At 64.1% G+C, this 15,597-nt stretch carries 18 protein-coding genes and 1 pseudogene; 4 read left to right on the top strand and 15 right to left on the bottom strand.

Translation table 11 applies throughout. The features are described 5' to 3' along the window. Positions 1-277: 277 nt before the first annotated feature. From BOX37_RS22770 to BOX37_RS22735, 9 genes and pseudogenes are all read right to left on the bottom strand, one after another. The gene (locus BOX37_RS22770) at positions 278-1,180 is read right to left on the bottom strand and encodes an aminoglycoside phosphotransferase family protein (RefSeq protein ID WP_071929410.1); all 903 of its coding nucleotides are present in this window, start codon (positions 1,178-1,180) and stop codon (positions 278-280) included. A gap of 171 nt (positions 1,181-1,351) precedes the next feature. Beyond that, positions 1,352-2,143, bottom strand: coding sequence for an IS21-like element helper ATPase IstB (istB, locus tag BOX37_RS22765; RefSeq protein ID WP_071929409.1), 792 nt, complete (start codon positions 2,141-2,143; stop codon positions 1,352-1,354). Further along, a pseudogene (gene istA, locus BOX37_RS22760) lies at positions 2,121-3,759 on the bottom strand (IS21 family transposase); the annotation flags it as partial. The gene istB and the pseudogene istA, both read right to left, overlap by 23 nt. 135 nt (positions 3,760-3,894) lie before the next feature. After that, positions 3,895-4,083: a hypothetical protein gene (locus BOX37_RS22755; protein ID WP_071929407.1), complete on the bottom strand. Its 189-nt coding sequence runs from the start codon at positions 4,081-4,083 to the stop codon at positions 3,895-3,897. A 273-nt stretch (positions 4,084-4,356) separates the two neighbouring features. Then, the gene (locus BOX37_RS34695; RefSeq protein WP_071929406.1) at positions 4,357-4,566 is read right to left on the bottom strand and encodes a hypothetical protein; all 210 of its coding nucleotides are present in this window, start codon (positions 4,564-4,566) and stop codon (positions 4,357-4,359) included. A gap of 184 nt (positions 4,567-4,750) precedes the next feature. Further along, positions 4,751-6,277 carry a DUF6777 domain-containing protein gene (locus BOX37_RS22745; protein WP_071929405.1) on the bottom strand — a complete coding sequence of 509 codons (1,527 nt, stop codon included), beginning with the start codon at positions 6,275-6,277 and terminating at the stop codon, positions 4,751-4,753. Next, positions 6,274-7,131 carry an RNA polymerase sigma factor gene (locus BOX37_RS22740; RefSeq protein WP_156910492.1) on the bottom strand — a complete coding sequence of 286 codons (858 nt, stop codon included), beginning with the start codon at positions 7,129-7,131 and terminating at the stop codon, positions 6,274-6,276. Before BOX37_RS22740 ends, BOX37_RS22745 begins: the two co-directional genes overlap by 4 nt. Before the next feature lie 272 nt (positions 7,132-7,403). After that, positions 7,404-7,610 carry a hypothetical protein gene (locus BOX37_RS34190; protein WP_156910491.1) on the bottom strand — a complete coding sequence of 69 codons (207 nt, stop codon included), beginning with the start codon at positions 7,608-7,610 and terminating at the stop codon, positions 7,404-7,406. Positions 7,611-7,753: 143 nt separating this feature from the next. Next, on the bottom strand, positions 7,754-8,488 hold the full coding sequence (locus BOX37_RS22735; RefSeq protein ID WP_071929403.1) for an RNA polymerase sigma factor: 735 nt from the start codon (positions 8,486-8,488) through the stop codon (positions 7,754-7,756). A 420-nt stretch (positions 8,489-8,908) separates the two neighbouring features. On the opposite strand from BOX37_RS22735, the gene BOX37_RS34690 reads away from it, so the two are divergent. From BOX37_RS34690 to BOX37_RS22720, 3 genes are read left to right on the top strand one after another with little or no spacing between them, the layout of a single operon-like run. Then, on the top strand, positions 8,909-9,274 hold the full coding sequence (locus BOX37_RS34690) for an effector-associated constant component EACC1 (protein WP_071929402.1): 366 nt from the start codon (positions 8,909-8,911) through the stop codon (positions 9,272-9,274). Continuing rightward, the gene (locus BOX37_RS22725) at positions 9,271-9,843 is read left to right on the top strand and encodes a caspase, EACC1-associated type (protein WP_071929401.1); all 573 of its coding nucleotides are present in this window, start codon (positions 9,271-9,273) and stop codon (positions 9,841-9,843) included. The genes BOX37_RS34690 and BOX37_RS22725 overlap by 4 nt, the downstream gene beginning before the upstream one ends. Then, positions 9,840-10,613 carry a tetratricopeptide repeat protein gene (locus BOX37_RS22720; protein WP_071929400.1) on the top strand — a complete coding sequence of 258 codons (774 nt, stop codon included), beginning with the start codon at positions 9,840-9,842 and terminating at the stop codon, positions 10,611-10,613. Before BOX37_RS22725 ends, BOX37_RS22720 begins: the two co-directional genes overlap by 4 nt. Before the next feature lie 142 nt (positions 10,614-10,755). Here the strand turns inward: BOX37_RS22720 and BOX37_RS22715 are convergent, their stop codons facing one another. From BOX37_RS22715 to BOX37_RS22695, 6 genes are all read right to left on the bottom strand, one after another. Further along, positions 10,756-12,183 (bottom strand): hypothetical protein, encoded by a 1,428-nt coding sequence (locus tag BOX37_RS22715; RefSeq protein WP_071929399.1) that lies wholly within the window; start codon positions 12,181-12,183, stop codon positions 10,756-10,758. A 206-nt stretch (positions 12,184-12,389) separates the two neighbouring features. Next, positions 12,390-12,809: a hypothetical protein gene (locus tag BOX37_RS34185; protein WP_156910490.1), complete on the bottom strand. Its 420-nt coding sequence runs from the start codon at positions 12,807-12,809 to the stop codon at positions 12,390-12,392. 262 nt (positions 12,810-13,071) lie between these two features. Next, positions 13,072-13,410: a hypothetical protein gene (locus tag BOX37_RS22710; RefSeq protein ID WP_063054757.1), complete on the bottom strand. Its 339-nt coding sequence runs from the start codon at positions 13,408-13,410 to the stop codon at positions 13,072-13,074. A gap of 12 nt (positions 13,411-13,422) precedes the next feature. Then, positions 13,423-13,611, bottom strand: coding sequence for a hypothetical protein (locus tag BOX37_RS22705; RefSeq protein WP_071929398.1), 189 nt, complete (start codon positions 13,609-13,611; stop codon positions 13,423-13,425). A 141-nt stretch (positions 13,612-13,752) separates the two neighbouring features. After that, entirely contained in the window at positions 13,753-14,331 is a 579-nt protein-coding gene (locus BOX37_RS22700) for a recombinase family protein (protein WP_063054759.1), read from the bottom strand. Between the two features lie 255 nt (positions 14,332-14,586). Further along, positions 14,587-14,787: a hypothetical protein gene (locus BOX37_RS22695; RefSeq protein ID WP_240505008.1), complete on the bottom strand. Its 201-nt coding sequence runs from the start codon at positions 14,785-14,787 to the stop codon at positions 14,587-14,589. Positions 14,788-14,981: 194 nt separating this feature from the next. Between BOX37_RS22695 and BOX37_RS22690 the strand changes: the two genes are divergently transcribed. Further along, positions 14,982-15,554 carry a class I SAM-dependent methyltransferase gene (locus BOX37_RS22690; protein ID WP_240505007.1) on the top strand — a complete coding sequence of 191 codons (573 nt, stop codon included), beginning with the start codon at positions 14,982-14,984 and terminating at the stop codon, positions 15,552-15,554. The last annotated feature ends 43 nt before the right edge of the window (positions 15,555-15,597 follow it).

The following is a 15,597-nucleotide window of genomic DNA, read 5'->3' as shown; positions in this document are numbered from 1 at the left end:
ACGTCCCGAACCGGCCGTAGCCGCACTCATCGGTCACCACGACTTGAAATCACTTGTAGGTCAACACCGCTCGATGTTCCCGTTCGGCTTAGTGGTTATGCCAGCGAATCCTGGCACCGTTTGTCGATGAATTCTGGCGTCACGCAGGCAAGGTCTAGTTCGATCGTGACGGTGAAAAATGACGTTAGTTGTGGCCGTTCGTGTCAGCTCGAGTCCAGAGGATCCGGCGTGTTGGTGACGGCTCAGTCGGCCGGGTGCGGTTCGATCCCCTGCGGCGCTATGTGAGGATGTCGACGAGCTGGTCGGTGGCTTGGATCACCCAGTCTGGGTCGTGGTGTTGGCGTCCCCAGAGCGCTGCATTGATCGCACGGACCTGTGCCCAGCGGCGGGCCCGCTCGCGGTCGATGCCCGCTGACTCGCAGAACAGGTCCAGGCCGCGCGAAAGGCCCTGTTCGGGGTTCGGACCGAACAGCAGATGCGCGAAGCGGATACTGCGGATCACAGTGATCGTGTCGTAGGCCCGGTCACCGACGTAGCCTTTCGGGTCGATCGCAAGCCAGGGTTCCCGCTCGCCTGGCAGGACGTTGGCGTCGTGAAGGTCGCCGTGTACCAGGGTGTCGGGTTGGTCTGGGCCGAGTTCCCGCAAGGTCGCTATGGCGGCGTCCAGAGCTCGGCGTGGCAGCGGATCGCCGAGTTCGGCGGCGGTGGTGAGGATCTCGGTCTCCCAGTCTGCGACCAGGTCGCTGAGTCTCGGCAATCCCTCTGGTGCGTCGACTGCGAGGCGTTGAGACAGCTGGCCCAGCGTGCTGACGGCTTGGTCGAAGTCGGTGACGTCGGCCAGCGTTCCGTGCCCAGCCCGTTCGAGCAGCATGGCGAATTGTTCATCGTCACGGTCGTAGAGGTGCACTGCTCCGCTGCCGTTCCAGACACTGAACGCGTCCGGTTCATAGACGTTGCCCGGATGCGGGAACGACACCTTGATGACCGAGGGAGGTAGGTCGGTGTGTCGCACCGGCACGATGATTCCGATGTGGCCGTGCAGCACCGACCCGTCGGGCACGCAGTCCCACCGTTGCAGCAGTTCATCGACCAAACCTGGAAGCGTTGATATCCATGTCCTGCCGGGATCTCCCTCTCGGAGAACGGTCTCGCGGGCGAAATCATCGGGAATCTCGATCACAATCCGACTGTATGCGCGCCCAGATTTGGTCTCGACGCGCAAGCACCACCCGCATGACCGTCGACCCAAACCATCCCGGCCTCAAAGGACAGCGAACGAACATTCAGACCAGCGCAGTGCAACTGACATCAAATCATGCCCTGAACTGGGATCTATCGGCGAATAGCGACGTCACCTCGCAGCAGCCGCGGCGGCTGTGCGAGCGAGTCGGTAGGAGTCGGTGCCGGTTTCGATGATGTGGCCTCCGAAGGTGAGCCGATCGACGATCGCGGCGCAGAGCCGCGGGTCGGTGAAGGTCTTTGTCCAACCGGAGAACGACTCGTTGGAGGCGATCGCGACTGAGTTCTTCTCCTCGCGTTCGGTAAGGACCTGGAACAGCAGTTCCGCGCCGCGGCGGTCCAGTTCCATGTAGCCGAGCTCGTCGATGCAGAGCAGATCGACGCGGCCGTAGCGGGCGATCGTCTTGGTCAGCTGCTTCTCGTCGGCGGCCTCGACGAGTTCGTTGACCAGTTTCGTGGCGAGAGTGTATTTCACTCGGTGTCCCTGCATGGCAGCTTCGGTGCCCAGCGCGATGAGCAGGTGTGACTTGCCGGTGCCGGAGTCGCCGATCAAGCAGAGGGGAAGCCCCTTCTTGATCCAATCGCCCTTGGCGAGGGTGTTGATCGTTGCTTCCTCGATGTTGGGGTTGGCCGTGAAGTCGAACGCGCGCAGCGACTTGTCGCGCGGGAACCCGGCTGCGCGGATGCGGCGTTCGGAGCGTCGGCGTGCGCGGTCGTCGCATTCGGCCATCAGCAACTCGGCCAGGAACGCCCGGTAGGTCATCTGATCGCGGGTCGCGCCTTCGGCGATCTCGTTGAACTGGGACCGGACTGTGGGAAGTCTCAGCATTCGGCAGGCCTGGTCGACCGCGGCGTCGGCCGCCTGCTCGGTCATGCCGTGCCGTCGAGGTGTGGTGGTTGTCATGCGGAACTCCCTTTCGTTGTGGATGTGCGGCGAAGCAACTGGTCATAGGCGGTCACCGACGGCAACGGCCGCCGGTCCGGGGGCAGCGACGCGAGCCGACGCTGGGTCAACGACGAGACGGTGCCCGGGCCATCGAGATCGACCACAGGTGTCTCGGCTGGACTGGACTCGCCGATTTTGCGGGCCTCCAACGCGACCGCGTCCGCGGTCAGTGCCCCGGCCTGCAGTGCGGCGGCCAGGCCGGCGACGACATGTTCGTGCGGGAGATGCCTGTGAAGAAGAAGGACTTCGATCAACGCCCGAGTGCCGTCGCGCTCACCGTGTGCTCGCCGCGCTGCCGACCACCAACTGTCGTGGACCGGTGTGAATTTGCCTGCCGAGCGGGCTTGCTCGAGCGCGGTCGCACCAGGCAGTGCACCTGGTTTGCGCAGCAACCCCTCCAGATAGTGGTCGAGATCCAGGCGTGTTCCAGCTTTCGCCGGCAGGCGCTCGTGGCGGGCGACCTCGGTGCGGCCGTCGAACACTATGAGGTGGTTGGCGTGGAGCAGGACCCGGACCTGGCGTCCGATCAGCCGGACCGGAACCGAGTAGCGATTCGTGCGGACGGTGATCTGGGAGAATTTGTCGACGCGCGGGGTGAACCACCGCCCAGTCTCGAATGTCTCCTCCGGAAGAGGTTTGAGCAAGGGTTTCTCGACGGCGAACAGTTCACCGATGGTGCGGGGGCGTGCGCCGATGCGCCGTTGCTCGTCGGAGAGATCCCAGGCGTCGATCATCTCGTTCAACTCGTCGATCGACTCGACTTCGGGAATGGGAACGAAGTGGTTGCGCCGGAACCAGCCGATCTGGCCCTCGACGCCACCCTTCTCGTGGGCGCCGCCGATCCCGGGCTGGCAGTAGAACGCTTCGAGGTCATAGTGGGAGCGAAACGCTGTCCAACGGTCGGATTCTTCACGGAGCCGGGCGAATCCGAGGACTCGCGACACCGCCGCGCGCAGGTTGTCGTAGCGGACATTGATCGTGGGGACCCCGCCCAGCACCGAGAACGCATGCGCGTGGCCTTCGAAGAACGCTTCCTGACCCGCGGATAGGAAGCAGCGGTGGACGGCTTTGCCCGAGAACGACATCCGCAACGCGAACAAGCAGACCACGACCAGTTCGCCGCGCAGTCGGATCGTCACGTCGCCGAAGTCGACTTCGGCTTCTTCACCCGGCCGATGGGTCTGCCGGATGAACACCTCGGCCGGGCCCCTCCCGACTTCGGTCTTGATCTGTGGCTTGCGCTCGGCGACGTAGTCGCGGACCGTCTGATACGAGATCTCGTCCATCCCGTGCTCGTCGATCAGTCGGGCATAAAGACGTTTGACAGTGTGCCGCTGCTTCCTCGGAGCCCGCAGGTCATCCTGCAGTACCTCATCGATGAACGACTTGAACGGGTCGAGCTTGGAGGCCCGCTTCGGATACTGCTTGCGCGTTGCTGGCCAGACCGACTCGGTTGCGGCCTGTACGGTGCGCCAACCTACCCCGTACTTGGCCTGTAGTGCCCTGCCCGTCACTCCCGCTCGGGCATCACGCGGGATCGCGGCATACAGCTCGACCTTCGACTGACGGGGCAACTGTGACCTTCTTCCACGCAAGTTCGGGATGAAGCACACGCATCCTTGCACCGCAACTAAGATCACGACGTCAAAATTCGCCGATACGAACATCTTCCGATCGCCAGCGACGCTGGCATCCACCGATCGGTGACGTCAGAGATGACCGATAAAACCAGCCGGGGGAATGGTGTCGAGCAGCTCGCATACCGGCTGCGGCGGCCGGTACCCCGACGCATACAGCTCAGCTTCGGCGTCGGCCCAGTCTTGGTGCTGCTCTGGGGTCCAGCCTGCCTTCGGGTCGCCACCCCAGGGCAGCTCATGTGGGGTCGTCCAGTCGTCCATCGTGTTCTCTCTGGTGAGGTCGATCAGGCCGAAGCGCTGTCGGCGGTGCGGCGCGAGGGCAGCAGCTCGTCGTACACGCTGACGTCGGGCATGGGGCGATCCTGCCCGACGGCGAGCTCGGCCGCCGGCACTTCGCCGTGCACGACCGCGAGGCTGACCCCGGCACCGCGCGAGATCTCGCGCAGGGTCTGGCTTCGGCGCGACGGGCCAGGATCGCGCGGCGCTTGTCGTCGTCGACCTCGCCGTGCGGCTGATGGACTGCTGCCCGACTGTCTAGACAGTCCAGAGCAATGTCAGAACGAGAACGAACAGGGTGAGCGTTCCGGTGAAGATCCCGACGCCGGTGAAAAAACAGGTGGCCCAAGAGTTTTCCGCGCTGCGGGCCACCCACGCTCCGATGACTCCGCTGAGGAGGCTGAGGAGCACGCAGATCACGAAGTAGAGGTACTTGATCCGCTGGCGCAGTTGGTCGTATGACAACATCGAGTTCCCTCATAGTCGGCAACCTGCGGATAGTCGGGAAGGCCCCGAAATCCACTGTTGGGTTTGCTGATTCATGAGGGTCTAGGCCTGATACGTGGGGACTCGTACGCCTGGAAGCGGTGCTGAGAGGTTTCTCGCATTCGCGTACGCGCGGCGACTCCACCCCCTACACCAGCCCGGAAGGCTATGGGTATCGCAGGATCATCGTTGCCACGCCCGTGCCCGGTTCGACCTTCCCGGTGTAGTAGAGCCGGACACGCCCCTCGTTGTCGTGCAAGATCGTGACTCTCCCGGTGGAGGACCACTCCACCGGCGAAGGCCCGGCGAGGGGGAGGCATCTCATCGTGGCCGCATCGATGCCTTGGACACGCAGTTCGCAGTCCCACCCCACGTGTTCGCTGGTGTTTTCGGTCCGAAACTGGAAGGAAGTCGGCCCCGTTCGTGTAAACGTTCCGGACACTCCACTGCGTTCTGATTCGAGCAGCCAGTCCCCGCTGGTATCGACGTCGGCGAGAGCCCCTCCCGGTATCGGTACCGGCGGCAGGGTGGTCGTCGTGGCCGGCGGTGTCGTGGTGGTGGATGCGTCCTGGTCCTGAACACCGACGGTTCCGCTGGGCCGCGAGAACAGGATGCCCCCGCGCAGATCCAACAACGTGAAGGCCTGCAGCGGCGCGCTGGGAGTGATCGTCACGACGGTCGCGGGCGAGAACTCCTGCCAAGCGGTGCCGGTGTAGTGGATGTGTGTGGCGACTTGTTCGGGCGCGGTCAGTGGTGATCCGCTGATGCTGCGAATCCGCGGGACCCCGGTTCGATCGATTAGCACCACGGTCCCCATTTGCAGCACGACCTGGTTGGCTGTGCCGCCGTCACCCCAGTTGGTGGCGTAGTCGGTGACGCGGGTATCGGCGCGTAGCCACACCGCGGTCAGTTCGTTCAGATAGTCGACCAGGTTGACGGCGGTCAAAGGCCCTCCCGGCCACGTCAACGTGGCATCGGTTTCGAGAGCCGCCGCAGCCGCCGCAGCCGCCGCACGGTCGGATCGGTAGAAGTCGATGATCTGTTCACGTCCCCCCATCATCTGATCGCGAATACCGCTGTAGAGGCCGTCGGTCCCGCCCGAATACCTGCTGGTGCCTCCAGGCAAAGTCACCAACGGGGTGATCGGCTCCGAGGGTGGAGCAGATCCTGGGGGCGGTACCGACAGATACGGCGTGCCACCGGGGTCATCGGCGCGCAGCAGCTGCGCATCGATCGTGACCGGTGGCGCCTGCGTACTGTCGGAAAAGAACAACACGCGTACACCGAACACCATCAACGGCACCAGGACCGCCAGCACGACCACACCCCGCCATCCTGGGCGCCGGGCACGGCTGATCACGTTGTTTCGAACCACAACGGATCCCCCCTCGGCGACCACACCGCCGATGTAGGCCCCGCCGACGGCGTATCGGTCGCGGATCTGGTCGCCATTCGACTTCCGTGCGGGTGACCGTTTCTTCTTGTGATGCAACCGGTCTCGGCTTGAAGGTGGGTCGTCAGGCGGCGGTGTGCGCTGGTTGTCGGCGCGGGCGAGGAGCTGGTCGACTTCGGTGTCGGAGGTGCGTTCACGTAGCGCGCGCCCGCCCTCGGAGCCGAGGGTCGAGTCCTCGATGAGCTGGCGGAACCGTTGCCGTTCGGAAGGGGACGGGCCTGGTGGTGGAGTGGTGGTCACTGGTCCTCCTCCAGCTTCAAACGCGCATAGATTCCCGGCATCCGCTGCCGAAGTCGCTGCAGCACGGCACGTACCGCTCCGGGTGTCGGCAATCCACAGATCTCAGCAATTTCACTGGTCGAGTAGCCGTCCAACCTGGCGGCGATGATCTCTCGTTCCAACGGTGTCAGCAGGTCCCAGAGGCGGTTTCCTTCGACGTCGTCGAGGACGCTTTCCGGGGAAGCCGACTGGACAGGCGGGAACACCATGCTGCCGCCGATGAGGGAGAATGCCTCATCGAGATCGTCATGCCATGCCGGTTGGTCGGCGGGTTTGAGCAGGCGCCGGAACACACTGATGAACTTCAGGACGCAGCCGTTGGTGAAGAAGGTGCGGATGTCGGCGCCCTTGTCCGGATCCCATCCCGTTCCCGCGAACACCTGCGCACGGAACCCTTTGATCGCCTCGACCAGCGTCTCGTTGAGCAGATCGTCGCGCAGCCCCGCATCGCTGCGTACGCGTCGACGCTCCTGCGGGGTGGCCGAGAACGAGCCGCCGCGTTTCTGGATCAGTTCGGAGGCCTTGACGTACACGGCCTCGCTACGTATCCACGCCCGCATCACCGGCAGCGCGTACTTCACCAGCTCACGCTCGAGTTCCTTGAACTGCCAGCTGTCTATCCCGGCCTCGTGAGCCGCAGCGAGCAGCTCGATATCGCGGGCCTTCCTCTCCAGCCTTGCCAGCTCCTCGGCGTCGACGCCGACACCGGGCGCACCATCGGCGGGACGACCGAGCGCGTGTTCGTCCGTGGGATCGGACATCGACCACCTTCTGCCCGGAAGCACAAGAACGGATCGCCGAGGCGAAGAGAACACGCACAGTTATAGGCGCGACCGAGCCAACGCGTACGCGGTTGGACAAAGAAGTTTCAACAGATCCCAGCTCATTCGGCGCCGAAGGCCGCCGGCGGTTCGCCGCCCCTACGGTCGCTGTTGAAAATCGATCGGTTCTCAACACCATCACTCCCGAAGTCGAGCAGGCGAGTCCAGGTGTCGGACAAACGTGTCGAGATCTCCGGCGTCGCTCCCGGCACTGCGCGTGGTGGGATACGGGGCCCCGGATCCCACCACGACCGCGTCCTGGTGAGCTACGCGAGCCAGTCCCAGATCTTCGGGAGCCACTCCCTGCGGATCTCGGTTGCCCAGTCACCGACGATCCGGCCGGTGAATGAGCCGATCGCCGCGGAGAAGAACACCCTCCGAGACTTCTCCGCTCCGGCGACAGACGGCGTCGGCGCAGCAGCGTTGTCGTCGCGGGGCTGGGCCGACCGTTCTGGCGGCCTTACTACAGTCATTTCCTACCTCGATGGTGAGAGCTGTCAGCGATTGCGAAGTTGAGGTGCCCCGGCTGTCCTCGCCTGTTGCAGCAGACGAGGACAGCCCTCAGGGAGGCCCCCGATCGCGGATCCGCCAGGGCCAGGCACAGTTCATGCGGCGCCTATCCGACTCGGAGGCGCGCGACGACCCGGGTGGCATTGCCCCGCAGCGGCGGGTCGCCGAACTCGACCTGGGATCTGGCGCGGATCCACTGTCCGAGACCGGTGTCTTCGGGGATGGCGATCTCGCCGAGGAAGTGCTGCCGCAGGATCTTCTTCTTGAAGCGGCGCAGCTGCGTGCGCACCGTCGACGGATTCAGCCCGAGCTCCGTGGCGGCATCGAAGACGGTGATGCCGTCGTAGATGTGGAGCATCAGCACATCTCGCAGGTCATCCGGTGCTCGCAGCAGGAGGTAGCGGGCGAGATCGCGGCCTTCGAAGTCGGCCAGGCCGGCGTCGGGGGATCGCAGGACGGCGAACAGTTCATCGGTGTTGGGCCGCAGTTCGGCGATCGTCACCTGGTGTGCGCGGATGACATCGCCGAGCCGGTTGCGGCAGGCACCGATGAAGTAGGTCCTCATCGAGGAACGGGTGTCGTCGAATTCACGGTCGAGCCGGGCGAGGAAGCCGGGCAGGGTGGCCATGAAGGTTTCGAGCGCGATGTCCTCGCGCAGATCGCGATCGAACTCGGCGAGGTCGAGGACGTTCCGGGGTAGCTTCCCGTAGCGGGAATACTGACCGGCCACGCCGTCGGCAAGCCACTTGATCATGGCCGAAATCGCCGGGTCGTAGAGCTCAGCAGTGACCTTCTGACCGGCAGCAGTCAGCTTTCCGGTGTAGTCGATGTACTTGCGCATATGAAGTCCTCGCGGGTGTGTCAGGCGCCGCACGGATGCAAGCGATTACTGGTCATACGGCGGGTTCTGGGCTGTGTGTTGCACCGACATCTCGCGAGTTTTTCAGCCGGGGTCCCAGGCCGGTCGGCCAGCGCGATGGAGTGCGGTCGGCGCTTCGGGTTGCGGTGCAAACCTGGGCGCGCGCAGGAGCGCTCGCCCAGGTCCGGCGTAGGCACAGCGAAGGAGGTGGAGGGCACGGCGTCCACTTCACTCCGAAAGCGGTTGGGGCGTAAGTGGTGCACTTGGTGCGTTTCGGTGCACTTGGTGCACTCCGGCGGAGTTCGCACCGGACATGTTGCCCGATAACTATGGATATCGGGCATGGTCGCCCCTAGGCGGGCTTCGCCTGACCGATTTCTGCGGGTCGGGCAAGATGGCGTCATGACAGACCTCAACGGCCAGTTGACGATTCGGACCAGCGGAGACTCCGACGAGCTGTTCCGGTTGTTGGAGTGGTTCCGCAACGACGACGCGCTACGCGGCCGGGTCAGCCTTCCCACCCCACAGATCCGTGAAGGTCAGATGGGCGATGTCTACGACGTCCTGACCGTTGCAGGCGGCGCCGGCGGATTCGGCACGGCCCTGGCCATGTCACTGAACGCCTGGTTGAAGACCCGCCGCTCCCAGGTCAAGATCACGTTGAAACGCAACGGCATCGAACTCGAACTCGATGCCGCAATCATCAAAGCTCCCGAACTCGTCCGCGAGATCCACAAGCTGCTCGGCGAGGCGGACACCCCACAGTGACCGCACCATCCCGAGGTCAGGGTTCGCGTGCGGTCCTCATCGGCACCGCCACCTACACCCACCCCGATCTGACCGCGATCCCCGCCGCGCTCAACAACCTCACCGACCTGAGCACAGCGTTGACCTCCACCGGTGGGGCATTCGCTACCGAACACTGTGTCGCTTTGCCTGACCCGGTCAGTGGCGCGCAGATCGGGCACTCCGTCGCTGCTGCCGCTGGTGAAGCCACCGATGTTCTGTTCGTCTACTACACCGGGCACGGGGTCCTCGACTCCCGCGGTCGTCTCTACCTGACCGTGACTGGAACCGACCCGACACGGCCCTCCTGGACCTCGGTGCCGTTCCAGACGTTGCGTGAGGAGATTCTCGAATCCCGCGCCACCGCGCGCATCCTGATCCTGGACTGCTGCTTCTCCGGTCGGGCGTTCGAAGCGATGAGCGACACCGCCAGCGTGATCGCGGGGGAGACCGGTATCCGTGGCACCTACACGATCCCTCTTCGGCGGCCAACGAACCGTCCCTCGCTCCCCACGGCAACCGAAACACCGCCTTCACTGCCGCTCTATTGACTGCGGCCAACACCGCGGATCTCACTCTCGATGAGCTCTACTTCCGTACCGAACAACACCTCATCGAACACGGACACCCCCGACCCCAACGACGTACGGTTGATGCCGCCGGCGAGCTCAAGCTCTTTGGAGACACCCAGGAGCGCCAGTACCGCAGTCTCGCCGAGCTCGGCGACACCAACGCAATGAACAAACTCGGGAACATGCTCTGGGATCAGGGTGAATTCGCCGAAGCCGAAATTTGGTGGCGCCGAGCCGCTGAGCTCGGCAATACCGACGCCATGTCCATCCTGGGGGCTGTGCACATGGAGCGTGGTGAGCTCACCGAGGCCGAACACTCGTGGCGCAGAGCCGCCGACACAGGCCATCTGTACGCCATGACCGACCTCGGGATCCGGCTCAAGCAGCGTGGGGAGCTCACCGATGCCGAACACTGGTGGCGTAAAGCTGTCGACGCAGGCGACACCAACTCCATGTCCCACCTCGGGGGCCTGCACCTTGAGCGTGGGGAGATCACCCAGGCTGAACACTGGTTGCGCAAAGCCGCCGACATCGGCGAAACCACCGCCATGATTAACCTCGGGGTCCTGCTCAAGCAGCGTGGGGAGCTGACCGAGGCCGAACACTGGTGGCGCAAAGCCGCCGACATAGGCCACCCGAACGCCATGATTAAACTCGGTGTCCTGCTCAAGCGGCGTGGGGACCTGACCGAGGCCGAACATTGGAACCGCAAAGCCGCCGACACTGGCAACCGCAAGGAGGTGGACTGATAGCTCCTGGTGGAGTACTCGCGTTCGTGATTCGAAGTTTGTCTAGTTGGGGTACACCCCAACACCACGCCGGTATGCCAGCGCGAGCAGCGTCAAAGTTGAAGTCGCTTCGACGAAATTCTGACGCTGTCCGGTTAGGCTCCTAGACTCCTGATCCGTTCTGCGGCTGGGTAGGCCAGGTGTTGAGCATTCGCAACGCTAGATGTATTGCCGCGGCGGCATTGGGCACCAGGTATCCGCGGTCGAAGGTCGCGGAGTTCACGGGCCGGAAGTCGGGAGCTTCGAGGCAGATGCGGGGATCATCAGTTCGTTGGTTGTCGGAGAGCGTGTGTATCGGCTGTCGAGAGTCGCTGTATTCCCAGCCCAACCGCATCGGGCGTCCGAACTCCCGCGCGGTGCGTGTCTCCTCCTTCAGCCAGGTGGAGTCGTGGACCACCAGCGCCAAACAGATCTCCGGGCGCAGGGTCAGGAGGTTGACAGAGACTCCTGTGTAGTACAGAGCCGCCCGCCCGTCACTGATCGCCTGCTTGAGCCGGATCACTTCGGGGGCGTACTCCGGGTCGGGTGCATCTATGCCTTCTGGACGTTCGAAGGCATCTTGGGCGTAGATCTCTTCTACCCACTCGCGGAAGAAGTTTCGTTCCACTGAGCACTCGTCTATCGACGGAACCGGGTCCTCGAAGTGGGGAGACAGGATTCCTGACGGCGCCACGTGGTTGAAGTAGGCGTGGGTGGCGACCGCCTCGGAGCGGAACGGCAGAAGGAGGTCGTAGCGGTCAGTACCATTTGCCACGAGAAGGACAGTGGCGTGCGATAGCGCTGCGGCGCGAGTGGAGCCGGCGACAACCGGGTCGATTATGGAGCCGTCCCTGTCGGTGGATTGGTGCAACCACGACCGGCGCGGCAGATCGGCCAGCCTGACCACACCGTCGCGATCAGGCCGCAGAGCGTCCATCAGCTCCTTATCGAGGTCCTCCGAGGTCGCGATGGACGCGAAGTATCGGCCCAACTTGCAGTCCAGGCGCGGTGCACCTGCGTCGTCGAACCAGAGCTTCTCGAAGGCATAAGTGGAGCCGGAGAAGAACGCGCGCGTATCAACGCCGAGGTCCTCGGCCTTGTCGAATCGGTCGTTGAGAGCGACGAATCGGTCGTAGACGTCACGATCGAACCTGTCCGAGTAGTCCTTCTTCGAGGGAAGGACATCACCCTGCGGCTTACCAGCGAGGACAGCTTCCCAATCGAGATGCTCGGACTCTGGCGCAGGGAAGGCACAGATAGGGTAGTCGACATCCCACAGTCGAACGAGATCGTAGTTCGGATAGATACTGCGAAGGGTCTGGACCACGCCGCTACCCGTCAAGAGATCGGCCCGCTCCTTCTCGGCGGCTCGCTTCTGCTGCCTCGCTGACTCGGTCGGGGTCAGCCTCGGCACCGATGCAAGAGATGTGAGAGGCGAATCCACGATCTGGCCCATCTGGGCGGCGCCCTGGAACTTTTTCCAGGCGTCAAGGGTGCCGATCTGACCATGACCTTGAGAATCGGGATGGTCCGACGCGTCCAGCAGAACCATGATGATTGACTGTACGAAGCTCCAGTCCGGGCACTTGCGCGGATTCGAGCCCAGCCTGCTGTAGAAAGTCGAGTTTGGCACTCTGGGCGTCCCCGGCACACTGGCTGCCCGCAGGAGTCGGTTAGCCCGCTGGGCGACTTCGTGCCTGTTCAGTCCCACCGTGTTGATGGCATCGGAGACTTGGGTCAGAAGGTTGCCTGCAGGCGTCAGGCCGCTATCGGTTTCCAAGTTCTTCCAACCTCTTCCACGCTACGACTTTTGGCGGCGGCAACCGGCGATCCTGTGATCAGAAACCTTGCACTGGAAGGGAAGTCTGACACATGAGCATCGGATGGCAGGCTCTGTTCGACACCGCAGGACCTGTTGGTCTCGCCATCGGCGTAGCGCTGGTTGTGGTGGGCCTGATATTGAGGACCGTAGGTGTGCACGGACCACATCTCCTCGGCGCCCTCGATCATCGGCGCGTTGTACGCGCCGCCGCCGAAGCCAGAACCAAAGGGGAACGCACCCACACACTGCAGTTGCTCCAGTCCTTGTCCGATCACAAGGGCGGGCCGGTAGCTGAACCCGCACGCAAACGTCAGAAGAAGCCGCGCTGAAGATTCACCGCCTTGGGCGGCGCCCACTCTGGCTTGTCCGTAGCCGCCGAACCACACAGAGACTTCGAGAAGCGATCGGTTCTCGACACCGACTCGGTCGCGTGGGCGGTCTCCGGTGTCAACAAACGCGACGAGATCTCGCGTCGTGCAACGCAGACAGGGCACCCATATGGGTGCCCTGTCACTTTGGTACCGGCGGCCGCCCGCTTCCTCCATGCCCGGAACGCGAGAGAGCTCGCGGTGCCGCGTCGCCACTCGCCTTGCGAGTGCGCCCCTGCCAGCTTCTGAACTAGGCGCGGATGCTTGCCTCGAGCTCAGCGGCGTCGGGGCCCGTGATCGTGAATTCGACACCGACTGGCACTACCGGTGTGCTCGCCTCGTTGGCGGAACCGGGCACGATCGACTGTGCCAGTTCGCTGATCGCATCGAGTTGGTCGACCAAGCCTCGCTGGGTTGCGTAGTGCCGCAGCGCCGACTTGTTCTCGTCGAGCAGGACTGCAAGGACGTCTTCGACACCGAACCACGCGCGGCCGTTGCGCTCGGCTGATTCGGTGGCCTGGCGCAAGGCTCGGATCAGGGCCGGAGCCGCACCGGTCAGAGTCACGTGAGTTTCGTTGGTTTCGGTCATGTGGTACTCCCGTCAGAAGAGAATCTCGAGTCCGGTGTAGAACCCGCCGATACAGGTTTTGGTCCCGTCCATCTCGTGGATCACGACCCCACCGCCACCTACACACTGCCCCCCGGTGATCGCCGAGGCTTGCCCAGCGGAGACGACTGTCACCGTCGCAAAAGCGAGGATAATCGTGGCCCTGGTCAGGATCTTACGCATTCTTGTAACCCCCAAATTGATTGTGTAGGTGAAGAACTCGCCTACACCTTCTTTGACGCACCCCGGGGCCACAGGGTTCCGTGCGGGAATCCATCCCTCTTGACAGTCCCGGCTGAAGTGAGTCGGAATGCCGCGCGGAGCTCACACCGACTCGGTCGCTGGCTCCCGTGTCGCCTTCACTTCGCCGTGGACAACGGCCAGGCTGACCCCAACGCCGCGGGAGATCTCGCGCAGCGACTGACCTTCGGCATGACGGGCCAGGATCGCGCGGCGCTTGTCGGCGTCGACCACCCGCGGCCGACCACCCTTGCGGCCACGGCGGGCTGCGGCATCCAGGCCGTCGCGGGTCTTGCGGGCGATATCGCGGCGCCGGTCCTCGGCCAGCGCGAGCGCCAGGTCCAGGATCAGGCTGCGCTCGGTGTGCTCGCCGGCCGCGATGCCGTGGAGCACCTTGACCGAGATGCCCTGCTGGAACAGATCGTTGAGCACGATCAGCCCCTCGAGCAGGTTGCGGCCGAGCCGATCGGCCTCCTGCACGGTCAGCAGGTCGCCGGGCCGCAGGTAGGCCAGGGCGGCCTGCAGGCCGGGCCGGTCGGCGACTTTGATGGTGCCGCTGATTTTCTCGTCGAAGACCTTCACGCAGATCGGGTCGAGGTCATCGTGCTGGCGCGCGGTCTCCTGCTTGCTCGTACTGACCCGGACCAGACCGACCAACGCCATGAAAACTCCTCTGCCCGTTCAGAAAACGTGTTCGACAACCGGAAATGAGACTACCTGTTTCCGAACGGGTTTCCGAACATCCGCCCCTGCGAGTCTGTCCTCGGCGCCCGCCCTGCGCGCGGGTGTTCGGTAAACGTTCGTTTTCCGAACGCCTCGGGCACCGGCAGCTGCGCGGACGAGTCTGGTCATCTGTGGAGCTGATCGGGGTTCCGGTAGTAACCGCCGAAAAATCAACGGATATGGCGTAGCTGCTGGTCAGCGTCGGCGTTCGGCTCCCGGGCCCAGGATCGAGGTCAGCTCGCGCATCGCCTGCGGGGACGGTTTGAAGTAGCGGCGCAGGTTCTCGGCCTTGCGGTGTCGGGACTTGGCCATCAGTTCCAGCAGGCTGGCCCCGGCTTCCCCGAGGTGGTCACGGCCAGACGCGTACCGCCGTTCGCCGCAGTCACCGATGCCCACGCCCCCGGACGACAGAGTCGGCCAGAGTCTCTCGGGGCCCGCGCAATGAGCAATGCCGTCCTGCCTACCGGTGCTCCCGGCTAGCGCCGAGTCCGCCGCGATCATGGAATATCGTGCCGGTCATGACCACGGATGACTGGTTGGCCGACACCCGAACCTCTTATGACACAGTCGCGGTCAGCTATGCCGACCAAGTGCGCGGCGCCCTCGCCGGACACCAGTACCTTCGCGCGGCTCTGGCGTTGTTCGCCGACAGCGTGCGGACCGCTGGCGGCGGACCGGTCGCGGACGTCGGCTGCGGCCCCGGTGAAGTCACCGCCCACCTGCATGAGCTCGGTGTCGACGCCTTCGGTATCGACCTCTCCCCGGCGATGATCGACGTGGCCCGGCGCGACCACCCCGGCCTGCGGTTCGAGGTGGGCTCGATGACGGAACTGAACCTGCCCGTCGCTTCGGTGGCCGGCCTGCTCGCCTGGCAGTCGTTGATCCACATCCCAGACGACGAGGTGCCGACTGTATTCGGGCGCTTCCACCGAGCATTGCGTCCCGGCGGACCGTTGCAACTCCTGTTTCACGTCGGCGAGGAGTCGCTGTTGAAGACGGAGGGCTACGGCGGTCACCCGATGAAGGTCCATGTCCACCGCCGTCAGCCGGACCAGGTGGCGTCCTGGCTGCATGATGCCGGATTCGTGGTCGAGGCCCAGATGCTGCTCGACCCGGATGCGAAAGCTCAGCAAGCGATTCTTTTCGCACGCAGTAAGTCCTAACTTCTGCATATGTCGGCTCGCCATTCGGAACCGCGGGTCCCCG

It is taken from the genome of Nocardia mangyaensis (assembly GCF_001886715.1).
In the GTDB taxonomy this organism is placed as follows: Bacteria; Actinomycetota; Actinomycetes; order Mycobacteriales; family Mycobacteriaceae; genus Nocardia; species Nocardia mangyaensis.
This window is presented reverse-complemented; position numbering and strand designations above follow the sequence as displayed.

Excerpts from the sequence above, each read along its gene's own strand:
- BOX37_RS22755 (WP_071929407.1), bottom strand. The coding sequence starts at position 4,083 with ATGGACGACTGGACGACCCCACATGAGCTGCCCTGGGGTGGCGACCCG.
- BOX37_RS34695 (WP_071929406.1), bottom strand. The coding sequence starts at position 4,566 with ATGTTGTCATACGACCAACTGCGCCAGCGGATCAAGTACCTCTACTTC.
- BOX37_RS22700 (WP_063054759.1), bottom strand. The coding sequence starts at position 14,331 with ATGGCGTTGGTCGGTCTGGTCCGGGTCAGTACGAGCAAGCAGGAGACC.
- BOX37_RS34690 (WP_071929402.1), top strand. The coding sequence starts at position 8,909 with ATGACAGACCTCAACGGCCAGTTGACGATTCGGACCAGCGGAGACTCC.
- BOX37_RS22705 (WP_071929398.1), bottom strand. The coding sequence starts at position 13,611 with ATGCGTAAGATCCTGACCAGGGCCACGATTATCCTCGCTTTTGCGACG.
- BOX37_RS22710 (WP_063054757.1), bottom strand. The coding sequence starts at position 13,410 with ATGACCGAAACCAACGAAACTCACGTGACTCTGACCGGTGCGGCTCCG.
- istB (WP_071929409.1), bottom strand. The coding sequence starts at position 2,143 with ATGACAACCACCACACCTCGACGGCACGGCATGACCGAGCAGGCGGCC.
- BOX37_RS22715 (WP_071929399.1), bottom strand. The coding sequence starts at position 12,183 with ATGGTTCTGCTGGACGCGTCGGACCATCCCGATTCTCAAGGTCATGGT.
- BOX37_RS22735 (WP_071929403.1), bottom strand. The coding sequence starts at position 8,488 with ATGCGCAAGTACATCGACTACACCGGAAAGCTGACTGCTGCCGGTCAG.
- BOX37_RS34190 (WP_156910491.1), bottom strand. The coding sequence starts at position 7,610 with ATGACTGTAGTAAGGCCGCCAGAACGGTCGGCCCAGCCCCGCGACGAC.